Genomic DNA, 14,992 nt, shown 5'->3' with positions numbered 1-14,992 from the left:
TATAAAAGTTTGGGGCTGAAGGTCAGCCCCTATCGAGTATTAATACCTAGAAAAGGTATCATTTTTATTTATCTGAAGCTTCTTTAGCTCCAGTCTATTATTTTTTAATAACGCTTATATATCTAAGGCTGAAAGAAACGTAGAAGCCGGTGGCGCTGTTAACAGAGCACCCAGTTTTTTTAGATCTCCTCGTTCTCCACGCCAAGCAACATAGCTTTCATGATCTGCACGTGTTTCCCACTTTTCAAGTAGCACAATATTTAAAGGGTCATCATCATTGCAAGTTACAACAATACTCTGACAACCTTTAAAGGACCGTGTATCTGGCAAAATAGCTTCCAGTGTATTCAATAACGTTTCACGATTGTCTGCACTCACGTGCATATCCAGCGTTACATCTATAGACATTATTTTCTCCTATTTTAATTTTCATTATTGGTTTGCTATCAATGGTCAACAGTCAACATAACCTGACGCCAAAAATACTAACAGAAAAGTGAGCTATGCATGGCAGATGCAAGCAAAACTTCTCATAACTAGCCATCCGTAATCCGCCTAGCTGTTCACAGCCACTAAAGCATGTTGACACCATCATGTATAGCTGAAAAATTAGTAAAGCTATAATAAACGTACAGATAAACCACACAAGCCCTACGCTTATTTACTTAAACCGCAGATACATAATTAGCCATATAATAACGCGCCCGACGATTATAAAACTAATTTCACCTGCACCATCAAGCTAGATTTAATTTTTGCAGACACCGTCACTAAATGGCTCTGTTACAATTTCCATTATTTTTTTCTCTTTAGACACTTTCTCCATTCCGGGGGCCCTTTAATCGCAGTTCTATAACAGGCATCACTATCTTTATTGCTGGCTTATTTATTACAATGCGCCTTGCCTATCTTAAAATAAAGAAAACTCGGCATAATGTGAGTTAATGACCCCTTTGCAACGAAAAATTATCCATATCGACATGGATGCCTTCTTTGCCTCCGTTGAACAGCGTGACCAGCCTGAACTACAAGGCAAACCTGTTATTGTCGGTGGCCAGCCCAATAGTCGTGGTGTGGTAGCGGCTTGTAGCTACGAAGCACGCCAATTTGGCATTCATTCTGCCATGCCCTGCTCACGCGCTTACAGACTTTGTCCACAAGCTATATTTATTCCGCCTAGATTTGATGCCTATAAAGCCGTATCAAAAATAATCCATGAAATATTCTGGCGTTATGCCACAGACGTTGAACCCTTATCACTTGATGAAGCCTATCTTGATGTTAGCCATAGCAGCGAATATAAAGGCTCAGCAACGCGGATCGCTGAAGCCATTAAACATGACATTAAAGCCGAAACGCAGCTGATTGCATCAGCGGGTGTTTCATACAATAAATTTTTGGCAAAAATAGCCTCTGATATGGATAAGCCTGATGGCCTGTATGTTATAAGACCAGAACAAGGCGAAGCGTTTATAGCAACCCTACCTATTGGAAGTTTTTACGGTGTTGGCCCTGCCACAGAGATAAAAATGAATAAATTAGGCATTAAAACAGGCCGTGATTTACGCTCTAAAAGCTCTGTCGAATTAACTAAGCATTTTGGTAAATCAGCCGAGTACTTTTTCCAAATCGCGCGTGGTATCGACCATCGCCCTGTACGCAGCACACGTATTCGAAAATCATTAGGTAAAGAAACAACATTCAAAACGGATGTTTATGATAAAACCTTACTGCTTGAAAAACTCAATCAATTAGCGCAAAAGGTCTTCGATAATTTAGCAGCTCAGCAGTTCATGGCTAAAACAATCACCGTAAAAATAAAATACGCAAATTTTAAATCAGTGACTCGTTCGTACAGCAGTACTAAAATTTTTATTCAATTACCTGAAATACCCAACATACTCACAGAATTACTCTCTCGCACTGACGCTGGTCAACAAGGTGTTCGATTAGTCGGCATCAGTGCCAGTGGTTTACAAAGTATGAACGATAAAAAAGCAAAAAATGGGCCCGCTGATCAACTTGAGTTTAATTTAAACTAACCCCTCCTTTTAGGTCCGCTCCTTTCAGCATTTATTGTTGTTTCTCACAAATACTGCCTTATTAAAATCTTTCTACTAAAGCACTCTAGCCTGTTTAAATCTGAGAAATATCTACGCGCATAAAAAAACCGCTTACATTTCTGTAAGCGGTTTTTTAAATGGCGTCCCCAAGGGGGTTCGAACCCCTGTTACCGCCGTGAAAGGGCGGTGTCCTAGGCCTCTAGACGATGGGGACTAAGTCTATATTTACTACAAAAGTGAATCGTCTAAATCACTTTATCACCAAAAAAATGGTGGAGCCAAGCGGGATCGAACCGCTGACCTCAACACTGCCAGTGTTGCGCTCTCCCAGCTGAGCTATGGCCCCTCTTGGCAGGACGCGAATTGTACTGAATGATTAACTAAGTGTCTAGCCTTCTTGCAGAAGAATTCTATTTTTTATGTAATCTATCCCTCTTTTGATGTTTTTTATACAGGTTTCTTTCCCCAACAAGAAAAGCGTTGCATCTAATGCTGGTGAAACTGATGTACCTGATAATGCAACACGTAATGGCTGCGCAACTTTTCCAAGTTTTAAATCCAAAGTTTCAGCCGTTTTTATAATCACCTCATGCAGCTTTTCTTTAGACCAGTCATCTAACGCTTCAAATGTTGCTAACATCATTTCTAAGGGTTCTAAACTAGCTGCCTTTAAATTCTTTTTAGCTGCTTTTTCATCAAACGCCTCATAGTTATTATAAAACATAAGACTTTTTTCGGCCATTTCTTTTAATGTTTTAGCGCGCTCTTGCTGTGTTTTTACAAGCTCTATAATAGATGGTCCCTTATCCACATCACAACCTTGCGCTACTAATTGTTCACTTAATGGCTCAACCAACCGCTTAGGGTCACTATTTATAATGTATTGTTGATTAATCCAAAGTAGTTTCTCTGTATTGAATGTTGAGGCGGTTCTATTGACATCTTTAATATCAAATAGCTCAATCATTTCAGCTTGTGTAAACAACTCTTTGTCACCATGAGACCAGCCTAAACGAACCAAATAATTCAATAAGGCCTCGGGTAGAAAACCGTCATCGCGATATTGCATAACACTAACCGCACCATGTCGTTTGGATAATCGTGCGCCATCGTCGCCAAGAATCATCGGCACATGTGCAAATCGAGGTTCCTGAGCACCAAGTGCTTTCATAATGTTGATTTGTCGAGGTGTATTGTTGATATGATCATCGCCGCGTATCACATGCGTCATATTCATATCTAAGTCATCCACCACAACGGTTAAGTTATACGTTGGTGTGCCATCTGATCGGGCAATAACCAGGTCATCTAACTCGTCATTAGCAATGGATATTTCGCCGCGTACCAAATCATCAAAAACAACCATACCCGTTTCTGGGTTTTTAAAGCGTACCACTGGCGACACGCCTTCAACAGCTTCTGTACGGTGTCGGCACTTCCCGTTATAACGTGGTTTTTGTTTATTAGCACGCTGCTGCTCACGCATTGCTTCTACTTCTTCAGCAGAACAATAACAATGATAAGCATCACCTTGTTCTAATAGCTGTTCAATAATTTCTTGATAACGGGAAAATCGCTCTGTTTGAAAAAAAGGCCCTTCATCATGGGATAGTCCAAGCCACTTCATACCATCAAAAATAGCTTGCACAGATTCGTCTGTAGACCGTTCACGGTCGGTGTCTTCTATTCTTAATACAAACTGCCCTTTTGTTTTTTTAGCATATAACCATGAAAATAAGGCTGTTCTTGCACCACCAACATGTAGGTAACCTGTGGGGCTAGGAGCAAATCGTGTACGGACTGTCATTTAAAATCACCAGATAAAATAAAAGCGATATTTTATACTCAACGAGGGTAAGTTTCATGGAAGTCAGCAAAAAACTGTTACTAAATGAAGCCATCACAAAATAATAACTTTCGTTAAGGCTTTAGCAGCCCCGTAATGGCTCGTTACATCGCATTAAGTCATTTGCTCATGATCGACAAAATAGTCTCTATTTAAAACCAATGACTTTTCTTAATATTTACACGCCTTATACCTACTGAGCAGTTTGGTTAATTTTATCCCAAACACATTGGCCACCGGACGCCTTATTAATCATTTCCATTCGCTCAGCGTGCTTTTCTAACTCGTCACTGCTCGCCTTAATAACTGGTAAAAGCTGGCGATTCTTATCTAACATTTTAGGCTCAAATACAGTATCCGTTTGATGCTCATCAGCAAACAGGGAGTTTTGCCCACCGGTCATCATCAAATACACATCGGCTAGAATCTCAGCATCTAACAAAGCGCCATGCAACGTTCGTTGGCTATTGTCTATCTCAAAGCGCTTGCAAAGCGCATCTAAGCTATTGCGTTGGCCAGGAAACATCTTTCTAGCCATATGCAGAGAGTCTGTCACCTCACACCACGATGCCATATCTGTATGATCCGAACCCATCAAACTGTATTCATGATTAATAAAGCCAACGTCAAATGCCGCGTTGTGAATAATCACTTCGGCTCCTTTTAGATACTCGAAAAGTTCTTCTGCAATATTCTCATATAACGGTTTATCCGCTAAAAACTCAGCTGTTAAACCATGCACCTCAACAGCCCCTTCATCAATATCTCGCTGCGGATTCAAGTAATAATGGAAATTGTTCCCTGTTAAACGTCTATTAACCAACTCAACGCATCCTACCTCGATAATACGGTGCCCCTGTTTTGGCTCAAGCCCAGTGGTTTCAGTATCTAAAATAATTTGTCTCATAATGAATCTATACCCATATTTGCCAGCTCATCGGCCCTATCATTACCTACATTACCACTATGCCCTTTAACCCAAACCCATTTAATAGTGTGCGGTTGAGCCAATGCATCTAATTGTTGCCAAAGATCCACATTTTTAACGGGCTTTCTACTCGCCGTTTTCCAGTTTCTTTTTTTCCAGTTGGGTAACCACTCATTAATGCCACTTAAAACATATTTAGAGTCACTATTGATGGTTAATTCCGCTGGTTCTTTTAATAGTTTCAACGCTTCAATTACCGCGGTTAGCTCCATACGGTTATTGGTCGTTTCTAGCTCTCCCCCGTAAATTTCTTTTTTAGTCCCGTTGTACTGCAAACTGGCGCCCCAACCGCCTATTCCTGGGTTTCCTCGGCATGCGCCGTCAGTGTATATTTGTACGCTCTTTTTTAACATGTATTACCTTTGTCGCTGGTTCAGTTAGAGGTGAAATAAATCGTTTTTTTAAATCTTTTAAATGAAAAATAGGCGTGCCACCTGAAACACGCTTAACACCCATTACAAAATATGCGGCTGGCAAAAAGGGCAAACAGGCCAGTACCTTTTCAATAAGTTTTTGTCGTGTCGTCGTCGCTTCTTTTTTATGCAATGGAAACAAACAGCAACCTTTGCTTTTTTCAATCTCGAAATTCAACAACCTTAACCAATCGACCACCCGATAACGACTAATAAAATGACCGTTCCAAGGTGTTTTTTTCATCACTTTTGGTAAAAATCGAGGTAAATGCCAAAAAGACCACGGATTAAACCCCATCAATAAGATAATGCCTTCAGGCCTTAATACTCGATCTACTTCGCGCAAAACTTGGTGAGGGTTTTCTTCAAACTCTAATGTATGAGGCATAATAACAACATCTACACTATGCGTTTCTATCGGTAAACTATCGGCCTCCCCGACGATGCATGGGTAGTTTGTCGTCTTGTTTAACTCATGGTCCAAAATAGTGTAATGAGCAAAACGCATTGCTTCATGAAGCTCGTCTTCCCAACCGATAAAATCAAGCTGTAATACTTCTGGGTGAAACCCCTCTTTGAGTTTTTCACTTAATAAAACAGATTCCGTTTGCCGAAAAATTTGCCCAATAGGCGACTCAAACCAATGACGAAGTTCGCTAGTGCTGCCTATAAATGAGTTTTTTCTGTCTACCATTAATTAAACAACCTATAATTAGAATATTAAACTAACCCGTCACAACTAGCCCAATTCAATGCGATATTTAATCACAAATAAAACGATCAGTTTTCTTTTATTTGCCAGCTTTACTATACTTATTTCTTGTACCCCGATACAGCTTAAACCGACGCCAACAGCTGAACTAAACCCTTCTACTGAAGCACAATCGCTAGCCAGTTCAAGCACTATAAAGGCTGTTCAAAAAACGCCTTCATCTAACGTCAATTTGTCGAAAAATCTCTGGTCTCGTTTGTTCTCATTGTATCAATTCCCGACCATTGAAAACGACCGCATCCAAGCTGAGATTGACTGGTACAGCAAACACCCTGACTATTTAATACGCGTTCAACAAAATGCAAAACCGTATCTTTTCCATATCGTTAATGAAATAGAAAAACGCGGACTTCCCGGTGAACTTGCCCTCTTACCCATTGTTGAAAGTGCTTATAAACCCTTTGCTTATTCGCATGGCAGAGCTGCTGGTTTATGGCAGTTCATCCCCTCTACTGGTGTCGCATACGGCTTAAAACAAACTTGGTGGTATGATGGGCGACGTGATGTGTACGCTTCTACAAATGCTGCTTTAACTTACCTTACAAAACTATCTAAACGATTTGATGATGATTGGTTTCTTGCCTTAGCTGGCTATAATGCAGGCGGCGGTTCTGTGTCGTCAGCAATGAGAAAGAACAGGCGACTCGGTCACCCAACTGATTTTTGGGCACTTAGCCTTCGCAAAGAAACGCGACATTACGTCCCCAAATTAATTGCCATTGCAAGTATTCTTGCAAATGCCGACAAGTACAATGTAACACTCATCGATATCCCTAATGAGCCATTTTTTGAAAAAGTAAACATTACAAAACAACTTGACCTTGCTCGCGCCGCTGAGCTTGCCGAAATTAGCATTGAAGACTTATACATTCTTAACCCTTCATTTAACCAATGGGCAACCAGCCCTGAAGGGCCCCATTACCTACTACTTCCCGTGTCTAAATCTGCCGATTTTAAAACTAAATTGGCTGCTTTACCCGACTCACAACGCTTAAAGTGGGTTCGCCATAAAGTTAAAAACGGCGAAACTTTGGGACAAATTGCTAGACGTTACCGCACGACGGTTACACAAATAAAACAAGCTAACCCTATTAAAAACAACCTGATCAGAGCTGGCAAGCATCTACTTATACCTACGGCTAATTACAATAATCGTTTATACGCTAGTAGTGCGGATATGCGTAAAAGTGACATTATTAACACCACGCGCCAGGGGCAAAAAGTAGAGTATTACGTTCAGTCAGGCGATTCATTCTGGAGTATTGCTAAACAATACGGAGTGGGCGTTCGCAGCTTAGCTAAATGGAATGCAATGGCCCCCAGAGATACCTTAAAAATTGGTCAAAAGCTGGTTATTTGGAGTCAGCACCCAACACATCCAAGCCCGCGCACACAACTTGCCTCTCAACGTAAAAACCAGACTATTCGCTATACCGTAAAAAGCGGTGACTCTTTGTACCTTATTTCTAGGAAGTTCAACGTTAGCATTATAGATTTGAAACGTTGGAACACCTTAAATAAAAAATACCTGAAGCCAGGACAAAAACTAAAAATTATTGTTGATGTCACCAGGACATAACAAGCTACGTTTACCGATACAACAAACAGGCTACTTTATGGCTTTCACTCAATAACACATCAGTCGGTTTGATTTGGCTACAATCAGCCATCGCTTGATCACAACGTGTATGGAAATGGCAGCCAGTTGGCGGATTAGCGGGTGATGGCATATTATCTGGCAGTTTAATGACCTTTTTCCCCAAATCTTTATCCCAGCTAGGAACTGCTTCAATCAATGCCTTTGTATAAGGGTGAGCCGGGCGATTAAGTACCTCTTCAACCTTGCCATATTCAACAATTCGCCCTAAATACATAACGGCAACCTTATCAGCTAAATAAGCCACCACTGACAGATCATGAGTAATAAATAAATAACTAAGCCCTTTCTCATGTTGCAGTTGTTTCAACAAATTTAAAACTTGCGCTTGCACAGAAACATCTAATGCACTGGTTGGTTCATCACAAACAATTACTGACGGATTAACCGCCAAAGCACGGGCAATACAAAGACGTTGACGCTGCCCACCTGAAAACTCGTGAGGATAACGTAATCTAACCTCTGTTGTTAAGCCAACTTTAAGCAGTAAGCTGTTGCACTCACGCACAACATCGGCATCACTTAAATTAGGTTTTAACGCCCTAATTCCTTCCTCCAAAATATCACCAACCAGCATTCTTGGGTTCATCGATGAGAATGGATCTTGGAAAATAATTTGCAGCTGCTGGCGGTATGCTTGAAAAGCTTTTTCTGAGAGCTTTGCGATATTCTGCCCCTTATATACAACATCACCCGATGTAATAGGCAACAATCGTAACAGTGCTTTTCCTAACGTGGTTTTGCCACAACCGGACTCCCCAACTAACGCAGTTGTACTGCCTGCTGTTAAGTCCAAACTAACCTCATCTACCGCCTTAACCTGCCCAACCGTGCGCTTTAGCAAGCCTTTCTTGATCGGAAAATGAACTTTTAATTGATTAACCGTTAACGATGAATGGTTTACCGCATCTTCATTTGAAGGAGCCAATGTAGTCCCTAGTTTCTCAACCAGTTCAAGCTCGCCTACCCTTATACACCTTACTTGATGTGTATTAGATACCTCGGTCCACTCAACCATAGTCGAATCTACACAAGACGACTGTTTAAAATCACAACGATCTGCAAACCGGCAGCCAACAAATGGCTGCGATAGCTTAGGAACTGTGCCTGGCAGGGTTACCAACGACTCCTTGCGCTTTTCCATTTTAGGAACAGCATCAAATAAACGCTGACTATAAGGATGTACTGGCTTTTTAAAAAAGTCATCTCGCGATGCCATTTCAACTAACTGCCCTGCATACATCACCGCAACTTTGTCAGCCATATCAGACACAATGCCCAAGTCATGCGTGATAATCCATAACGACATGCCCATTTCTCGCTGCAATTCTTTAAGCAACTGTAGAATTTGCGTTTGGATAGTTACATCTAGCGCTGTTGTCGGCTCATCGGCAATCAATAAATCAGGCTCATTTGCTAACGCAATGGCAATCATCACTCGCTGTCTCATTCCTCCGGATAATTGATGGGGGTAATCAGCATAACGTTCATCTGCATCCGGTATACCGACTTGTTTAATCAATCCTATGACACGTTTTCTCACATCCTCAGCGGCTTGTTTCTTATGTACTAAAACTGCTTCTGCAATCTGCTCCCCAATACTTAGCACTGGGTTCAACGATGTCATTGGATCTTGAAATATCATCGATATACGCGCTCCACGTACCTGACGCATATCTTTTTCTGCCATCCGTAATAGATCGACGCCCCGATATAGTACCTTTCCTGCTGTTATTTGCGCGTTATTAGACAACAGCCTCATTACTGATAAAGCAGTCACTGACTTGCCACAACCCGACTCACCAACCAGTGCAAAGGTCTCCCCTTCAGCAATGTCAAAACTTACACCATCAACCGCTTTAACCGTTTCAGACGGTTGATTAAATTGAGTCATCAGTCCGTCAACGGACAGTATCGGTGCGCGCATCTTAATTAAGCTTTCAGTAGATCAACCACAGCATCTAAACCACGATGGTTTAATTGAATATCCGTTTGAGCCTGAACGGTTGGTTTTGCATGATAAGCCACGCTTAAACCAGCACAATTCATCATCAACAAGTCATTGGCGCCATCACCCATTGCTATCACTTGATGCTGCGCTAACCCCAATTCCTTAGACAACGCTAATAACAAATCTGCTTTTGATTGTGCGCCAACAATATCACCCTCCACTGCACCGGTTAGGCAACCATCAGCAACTTCCAAGGTATTAGCTAGTGTGTAATCTAGGTTTAATCTGTTTTTTAATTTTTCAGTAAAAAAAGTAAAACCACCTGACACTAGGGCCAACTTTATCTTTGACTGCTTTAAATAATCATTAAGTTTCTCTGCACCCGGGTTTAGCTTTAACCGTTCATCATAGACACGCTGCAACTCCCCGACAGGTAACCCTTTCAATAACGCAACTCGTTGAGTCAACGACTCTTCAAAATTTAACTCACCACGCATCGCAGCTTCTGTAATACTCGACACCTTTGGCTTGATACCTAACATATCAGCAATTTCATCAATACATTCAATAGAAATTAATGTTGAGTCCATATCAGTGACTATTAAGCGTACTTGCTGTCCATCGAAATGATCTGGTAACCGACTTACATCGCAGTTTAATGCCTGGCGTACTGCTGAAAGCTCAACAAACTGTGGACTCGTTAAGCTATAAAACCCATCGTTAGGTTCAGCTTTTGTATCAAAAACCTTACTGATATAAGAAAGGTCTTGATCAGAAAAAAGAGCATCATGGAAAATATATTTATTCATTATTCAATACGTTACAAATTTAATTTAAGTTAATCTACGCTTTCAATTATATTGATCTTGGGTCAAAAGCATCCCGTACGACATCCGCAAATAAATTAGCCGCTAACACCAAGGTAAACATAAAAATAAACGCCGCGGTTAAAGACCACCAAACAATCGGCTCACGCGCCATTTCTAACCGCGATGTATTAATCATATTGCCCCAGCTGTAGGTTGATGGATCAACACCTATATTTATATAAGACAGAACCGCTTCGGCCAGCACTAATCCACTAAAATCGAGCACAATGGTAATCATCACTATATGCATGACATTAGGCAGCACATGCCGCTTCAACAATTGAAACTTCCCAACACCTAATGCTCGAGCAGCAACAACATAGTCCATTTCGCGAATTTTCAAGGTTTCCGCACGTAATAGTCGACAAAGCCCTGTCCAACTCGTAATACCTAAAATCATACACAGCAGCAAGAGCCGCATATCCGCTCTGTCTTCAACTGTGGTAAATAATTCAGGGTTATTTGCCATATAAACCTGCGCCATTAAGATAGCTGCAGCTATCAGTAACACACTAGGAATGGAGCTTAGGGTGGTATAGAGGTATTGAATAACATCGTCTATCCAACCGCGAAAAAACCCAGCGGTTAAGCCAAAAGTAATCGCTATAGGCAACATAACAATGGTTGTCAGTGCACCAATAACCAAGCCTGTACGAATACTTTTTATCGCTTGATAAAGCACATCTTCGCCCACCTTGTCTGTACCTAAAACATGGTAATGAGGTGCTAACATTGTTAAAACAGACACTAAGCAAAATATAACCAATAGCGTTAAGAGACAACTCTTTAGGCCATTAGAGCCAGTAAATAATGCACGTTTACTTATCAGCTTAAAAATAGCTATTAAGAAGAACCAGACCAAAACCCCCGTTGCTAGTCCTTGTAAGATTTTAACCAGGATATCTTTTTGCTTATTAGATGGTTTAGCTAAATGCGCCCCTCCATGAAGCAACGGAGGATAAACCCAGCGAGTAACACCGCTTGCATCGACACGCATTTCTTTAGCATAGGCCAAATGTGCAAAAGGCTTAGAGTACGTTTTCTCTACCTTTGTGCGCAAAGGCGTCAATATGATATCCAACACACTGACGACTTCTGCATGTTCATTTATTTGTCCATTCGCTAATGTTTCATGATGCTCAAGCCGAATAGAATCTAACGTACCAATCAATAAAAACACCAATAAAACGGTTAGTGATATAACGCCAACCGAGTTGTTCATTACTTTTAACCAAGGCCGGCGTAAATGTTCTTTTTTTCGAGAATAGCAAACAGCCCATACCCCACTGATCACAAGGGCAAACACAGCCATATCTGTCCATAAAAGCGTCAGCATTAATCTAGCCGTACTCTTGGATCAACCAAGGTGTAAGAAATATCGGTCAAAAGCAGGCCAATAATGTATAAAAATGAACCAAGAAACACCATTGAACGAACAATAGCAAAGTCTTGACTACTGATCGCGTCAATGGTGTAACTGCCTAAACCCGGTATTCCAAAAAACGATTCGGTAATCAAGCTCCCCATAAAGAGCAAGGGTAATATCACAACAATGCCGGTTAGAATTGGAATCATGGCATTTTTAAGCACATGTTTAAATAATACTTCGATATCAGACAGCCCCTTTGCTTTTGCTGTTCTAACATAATCCTTTGCAGCCTCTTCTAAAAATAACGTACGGTACCAGCGAACACCAGAGCCTAAACCAGACACCACACCAATCAACACAGGTAGGATAATAAACTTAAGTGCATCGACACCCGGAGCATATCCAGAAATGGGGGTTAGCGCTAACAACTTGCCTACAAAATATTGACCAGCAATAATATAAAACAGCCCTGAAATAGACATTAAGGCTATACATAAAAACAAACCACCAAACTCTAAAATACTGCCTCGATAAAATATTAATAAGAGGGCAAATGTAATATTTGCTAATACCCCAAATATTAATGATGGAATAGCGATAGCTAAACTGGGCCACATCCGTTGCGAAATATCGGCAACAATATCACGACCACTATCAGAAACGCCTAAATCAAATACAAACAAACCCACTGATTTTTCAAAAAAAATTGTTTCCGAAAACTGTTTAACACCCGCTTCTTGCTTGTTCCACAGTAACGGTAAATTATAGCCACGTTGTTGCTTCCAGTTATCAACCGCAGCCTGAGTCACATGTTTATCACCCAGTTGCATTCGCGCCATATCATCGGGTGAATTAACAATAAAAAATAGTACAAACGTTAATATATTGACCCCAAGCAACACAGGTAATACATAAAACAAACGTCTGATAATGTAATTAATCATAGGGCTGTGGAACGCTCAATTCGCCGATAGATAATGTAAGCAGGTAATAGTAAACAGGCTATCACCAATAAAACGAACACTAATGGCCAATAAACCGGCGCATTCCATTTCTTTTGATATTCATCCCTCATCTCAGGGTCAATATTGATGTATTTAGTTTTATTATTGGCCATTAAATTGGGGTATGCATTTTTATACCAAGCATGATGTAGTGAAAAAGCTTTTGGATGAAAGCCCCATAACCACGGTGCATCTTGTTGGCTGATTGCTACCATTTGTTTAATGATCGCTTGGCGTTCAGGGGTATTTTCCATAGCGCTCATTTTCTCAAACAAACGATCAAACTGTTTATTTTGATAATTAGAAGCATTTTCACCGCCATGAATTGATTTGGCATTTTTGCCGTATAACAAAAATAAAAAATTCTCAGGATCTGGGTAATCTGCATTCCAACCCCACATAAACATTTGCGCATTACCATTACGCATTTTTTCTTGGAAGCGATTGTAATCTGTACTACGAATAACCAGTTGAATATTAAGTTTATCAAACTGTTTACGTAACCAATTTAGTCTAGCTTTGCTATCTGGCCCACTGTCCATTGTGTCAAAATATAAAACCAACGGTTTCCCAGTTGCTGGGTCTAACCCATTCGGGTAGCCCGCCTCAGCCAGCAACTCCCTTGCTTCAGCCACAGTCCGTCTGCGTAAGCCATCACGCCAGTTATAAACAACAGGGTTCATCCCTTGCTTACCAGCAACATGACCAAAAATACCTGGAGGAATAATACTTTGTGCTGGAACACCACGACCATTTTGAAAAATTGAAATATATTCCTCATAATCCATAACTATAGAAATAGCATGACGTAGCTTTCTAGTCTTGTCAGAATCACCACCAACAACATTATCTAACATATTAAACGCGAAATAATAGGTCGATGTTGTCACCGCTGTTTGTAGGCCAATGCCACGTGCAATCATATTATCGGTTAAACCAACATCCCCTTGCGCCGAAAAACTAACCGCTTGGTCAAAACTATCTGAACTAATACCGGAGACATCGTAATAACCTTGTAAAAATTTATTCCAATAAGGAATGCTCTCTTTTTCTAACGAGAAAATCACTTTATCTGTTAAGGGTAATGGTTTGCCTGCATCCATCAATAAGGTCTGAATATCTGCACCAGGGTATGCTTCTGAAGGGTAATACTCCGTATGAAAATTAGGGTTTTTTGCCAGAACCATTCGTCTATTAGGGTTATTTTCTTGCAAAAAATATGGTCCTGTTCCCACAGGGAACCAATCTAATGTTATGTTTTTTTCTACCAATAGAGGGTTTGAATAAAACTCATCTGCTTCCCAGGGCATTGGTGCAAAAAATGGCATTGCTAACCAATTTATAAACTGTGGGTATTTCCCTTTGATGCGAATCGTAAAGTGTTGACCCGTTAATTTTTTGATGCCAGTCATTTGCTCAGAGTGCAAACGTTGAGTTTTACTTAATCTAGGCGATTTATTTTGTAATGCCGTTTGTGTTTCTGAAAACTCTTTAAAACCCACTATATAGTTCGCCATTAAGCTGGCTATTGGTGATTGTGTTGCTGGGTCAGCCAAACGCTTTATTTGATAAATAAAATCATCTACCGTTAATGTACGTGTTGCCGTTGGTAAGTCGTATAAAGACCGAGTATCCCAACCCTCGGGCAATGTTTTATGTAATTCAAGATTAAAACTCGGGTGGGGCTGAAATTTAATATCATTTTTAATTGTTAAATGATATTCACTAAAAGCAATATTGGCCACATCCGCATCGTCTGACAAATATTCACCTTTCGCATTTAAGTAGCTGACCGAAGGCATTTTAGCGGCCGCTAACGGTTCTAATTGATAAGGCCGTTTTAAATAATGATATTGAAATAATGGTTCGTAGACCTGCGCAATAATGGCATACTCATTTGAACTGTACGCTTTCGCAGGATCAAGATGCTTAGGCCGTTCAGAAAATGACGAATATATGACCTTGCCTTCTCCGTGATCCTCAACATAAGGGTTATTTAAAGCCTTATCTGTACAAGCAGACATTAATAGCACTAAAAAGAGAAAACCCGCTGCCCTACG

General features: G+C 40.6%; 12 protein-coding genes and 2 tRNA genes. 2 read left to right on the top strand and 12 right to left on the bottom strand.

The genetic code is table 11. The features are described from left to right. Window positions 1-114 precede the first annotated feature (114 nt). Window positions 115-408 carry a putative quinol monooxygenase gene (locus tag CYCPU_RS0104780; RefSeq protein WP_020162076.1) on the bottom strand — a complete coding sequence of 98 codons (294 nt, stop codon included), beginning with the start codon at window positions 406-408 and terminating at the stop codon, window positions 115-117. A 536-nt stretch (window positions 409-944) separates the two neighbouring features. Between CYCPU_RS0104780 and dinB the strand changes: the two genes are divergently transcribed. Next, window positions 945-2,042: a DNA polymerase IV gene (gene dinB / locus CYCPU_RS0104775; RefSeq protein WP_016389451.1), complete on the top strand. Its 1,098-nt coding sequence runs from the start codon at window positions 945-947 to the stop codon at window positions 2,040-2,042. A gap of 159 nt (window positions 2,043-2,201) precedes the next feature. Here dinB and CYCPU_RS0104770 read toward each other — a convergent pair. From CYCPU_RS0104770 to CYCPU_RS0104745, 6 genes are all read right to left on the bottom strand, one after another. Further along, window positions 2,202-2,277 (bottom strand) — tRNA-Glu (locus CYCPU_RS0104770). Between the two features lie 56 nt (window positions 2,278-2,333). Next, window positions 2,334-2,409, bottom strand: a tRNA-Ala gene (locus tag CYCPU_RS0104765). A 42-nt stretch (window positions 2,410-2,451) separates the two neighbouring features. Beyond that, the gene (gltX, locus tag CYCPU_RS0104760; RefSeq protein ID WP_020162075.1) at window positions 2,452-3,870 is read right to left on the bottom strand and encodes a glutamate--tRNA ligase; all 1,419 of its coding nucleotides are present in this window, start codon (window positions 3,868-3,870) and stop codon (window positions 2,452-2,454) included. Between the two features lie 232 nt (window positions 3,871-4,102). Beyond that, entirely contained in the window at window positions 4,103-4,816 is a 714-nt protein-coding gene (gene dnaQ, locus CYCPU_RS0104755) for a DNA polymerase III subunit epsilon (protein ID WP_020162074.1), read from the bottom strand. Then, window positions 4,813-5,250, bottom strand: a complete 438-nt coding sequence (rnhA, locus tag CYCPU_RS0104750; RefSeq protein ID WP_015005765.1) for a ribonuclease HI — start codon at window positions 5,248-5,250, stop codon at window positions 4,813-4,815. The genes dnaQ and rnhA overlap by 4 nt, the downstream gene beginning before the upstream one ends. Continuing rightward, complete coding sequence (locus tag CYCPU_RS0104745; protein WP_020162073.1) at window positions 5,219-6,004, bottom strand: class I SAM-dependent methyltransferase; 786 nt, start codon at window positions 6,002-6,004, stop codon at window positions 5,219-5,221. Before CYCPU_RS0104745 ends, rnhA begins: the two co-directional genes overlap by 32 nt. Before the next feature lie 58 nt (window positions 6,005-6,062). On the opposite strand from CYCPU_RS0104745, the gene CYCPU_RS0104740 reads away from it, so the two are divergent. Beyond that, entirely contained in the window at window positions 6,063-7,661 is a 1,599-nt protein-coding gene (locus tag CYCPU_RS0104740; protein WP_020162072.1) for a LysM peptidoglycan-binding domain-containing protein, read from the top strand. 10 nt (window positions 7,662-7,671) lie between these two features. On the opposite strand, the gene CYCPU_RS0104735 is transcribed toward CYCPU_RS0104740, so the two are convergent. Genes CYCPU_RS0104735 through CYCPU_RS0104715 form a run of 5 tightly spaced genes read right to left on the bottom strand, consistent with a single transcriptional unit; the run spans window position 7,672 to window position 14,956 of the window. Beyond that, window positions 7,672-9,666 carry an ABC transporter ATP-binding protein gene (locus tag CYCPU_RS0104735; protein WP_026362596.1) on the bottom strand — a complete coding sequence of 665 codons (1,995 nt, stop codon included), beginning with the start codon at window positions 9,664-9,666 and terminating at the stop codon, window positions 7,672-7,674. Between the two features lie 5 nt (window positions 9,667-9,671). Then, entirely contained in the window at window positions 9,672-10,499 is an 828-nt protein-coding gene (gene serB / locus CYCPU_RS0104730) for a phosphoserine phosphatase SerB (RefSeq protein ID WP_016389457.1), read from the bottom strand. 46 nt (window positions 10,500-10,545) lie between these two features. After that, complete coding sequence (locus CYCPU_RS0104725) at window positions 10,546-11,895, bottom strand: ABC transporter permease (RefSeq protein ID WP_020162070.1); 1,350 nt, start codon at window positions 11,893-11,895, stop codon at window positions 10,546-10,548. Further along, window positions 11,895-12,872 carry an ABC transporter permease gene (locus CYCPU_RS0104720; RefSeq protein ID WP_015005759.1) on the bottom strand — a complete coding sequence of 326 codons (978 nt, stop codon included), beginning with the start codon at window positions 12,870-12,872 and terminating at the stop codon, window positions 11,895-11,897. The genes CYCPU_RS0104725 and CYCPU_RS0104720 overlap by 1 nt, the downstream gene beginning before the upstream one ends. Further along, complete coding sequence (locus CYCPU_RS0104715) at window positions 12,869-14,956, bottom strand: ABC transporter substrate-binding protein (RefSeq protein WP_033422329.1); 2,088 nt, start codon at window positions 14,954-14,956, stop codon at window positions 12,869-12,871. The genes CYCPU_RS0104720 and CYCPU_RS0104715 overlap by 4 nt, the downstream gene beginning before the upstream one ends. Window positions 14,957-14,992 lie beyond the last annotated feature (36 nt).

Source organism: Cycloclasticus pugetii PS-1 (assembly GCF_000384415.1).
Classification (GTDB): Bacteria; Pseudomonadota; Gammaproteobacteria; order Methylococcales; family Cycloclasticaceae; genus Cycloclasticus; species Cycloclasticus pugetii.
Note: the sequence above shows the minus strand (reverse complement) of the source record. Positions and strands in the feature narration are given on the sequence as shown.

Coding starts and splice junctions, on each gene's coding strand:
- CYCPU_RS0104780 (WP_020162076.1), bottom strand. CDS start 408: ATGTCTATAGATGTAACGCTGGATATGCACGTGAGTGCAGACAATCGT.
- dinB (WP_016389451.1), top strand. CDS start 945: ATGACCCCTTTGCAACGAAAAATTATCCATATCGACATGGATGCCTTC.
- gltX (WP_020162075.1), bottom strand. CDS start 3,870: ATGACAGTCCGTACACGATTTGCTCCTAGCCCCACAGGTTACCTACAT.
- dnaQ (WP_020162074.1), bottom strand. CDS start 4,816: ATGAGACAAATTATTTTAGATACTGAAACCACTGGGCTTGAGCCAAAA.
- rnhA (WP_015005765.1), bottom strand. CDS start 5,250: ATGTTAAAAAAGAGCGTACAAATATACACTGACGGCGCATGCCGAGGA.
- CYCPU_RS0104745 (WP_020162073.1), bottom strand. CDS start 6,004: ATGGTAGACAGAAAAAACTCATTTATAGGCAGCACTAGCGAACTTCGT.
- CYCPU_RS0104740 (WP_020162072.1), top strand. CDS start 6,063: ATGCGATATTTAATCACAAATAAAACGATCAGTTTTCTTTTATTTGCC.
- CYCPU_RS0104735 (WP_026362596.1), bottom strand. CDS start 9,666: ATGCGCGCACCGATACTGTCCGTTGACGGACTGATGACTCAATTTAAT.
- serB (WP_016389457.1), bottom strand. CDS start 10,499: ATGAATAAATATATTTTCCATGATGCTCTTTTTTCTGATCAAGACCTT.
- CYCPU_RS0104725 (WP_020162070.1), bottom strand. CDS start 11,895: ATGCTGACGCTTTTATGGACAGATATGGCTGTGTTTGCCCTTGTGATC.
- CYCPU_RS0104720 (WP_015005759.1), bottom strand. CDS start 12,872: ATGATTAATTACATTATCAGACGTTTGTTTTATGTATTACCTGTGTTG.
- CYCPU_RS0104715 (WP_033422329.1), bottom strand. CDS start 14,956: ATGTCTGCTTGTACAGATAAGGCTTTAAATAACCCTTATGTTGAGGAT.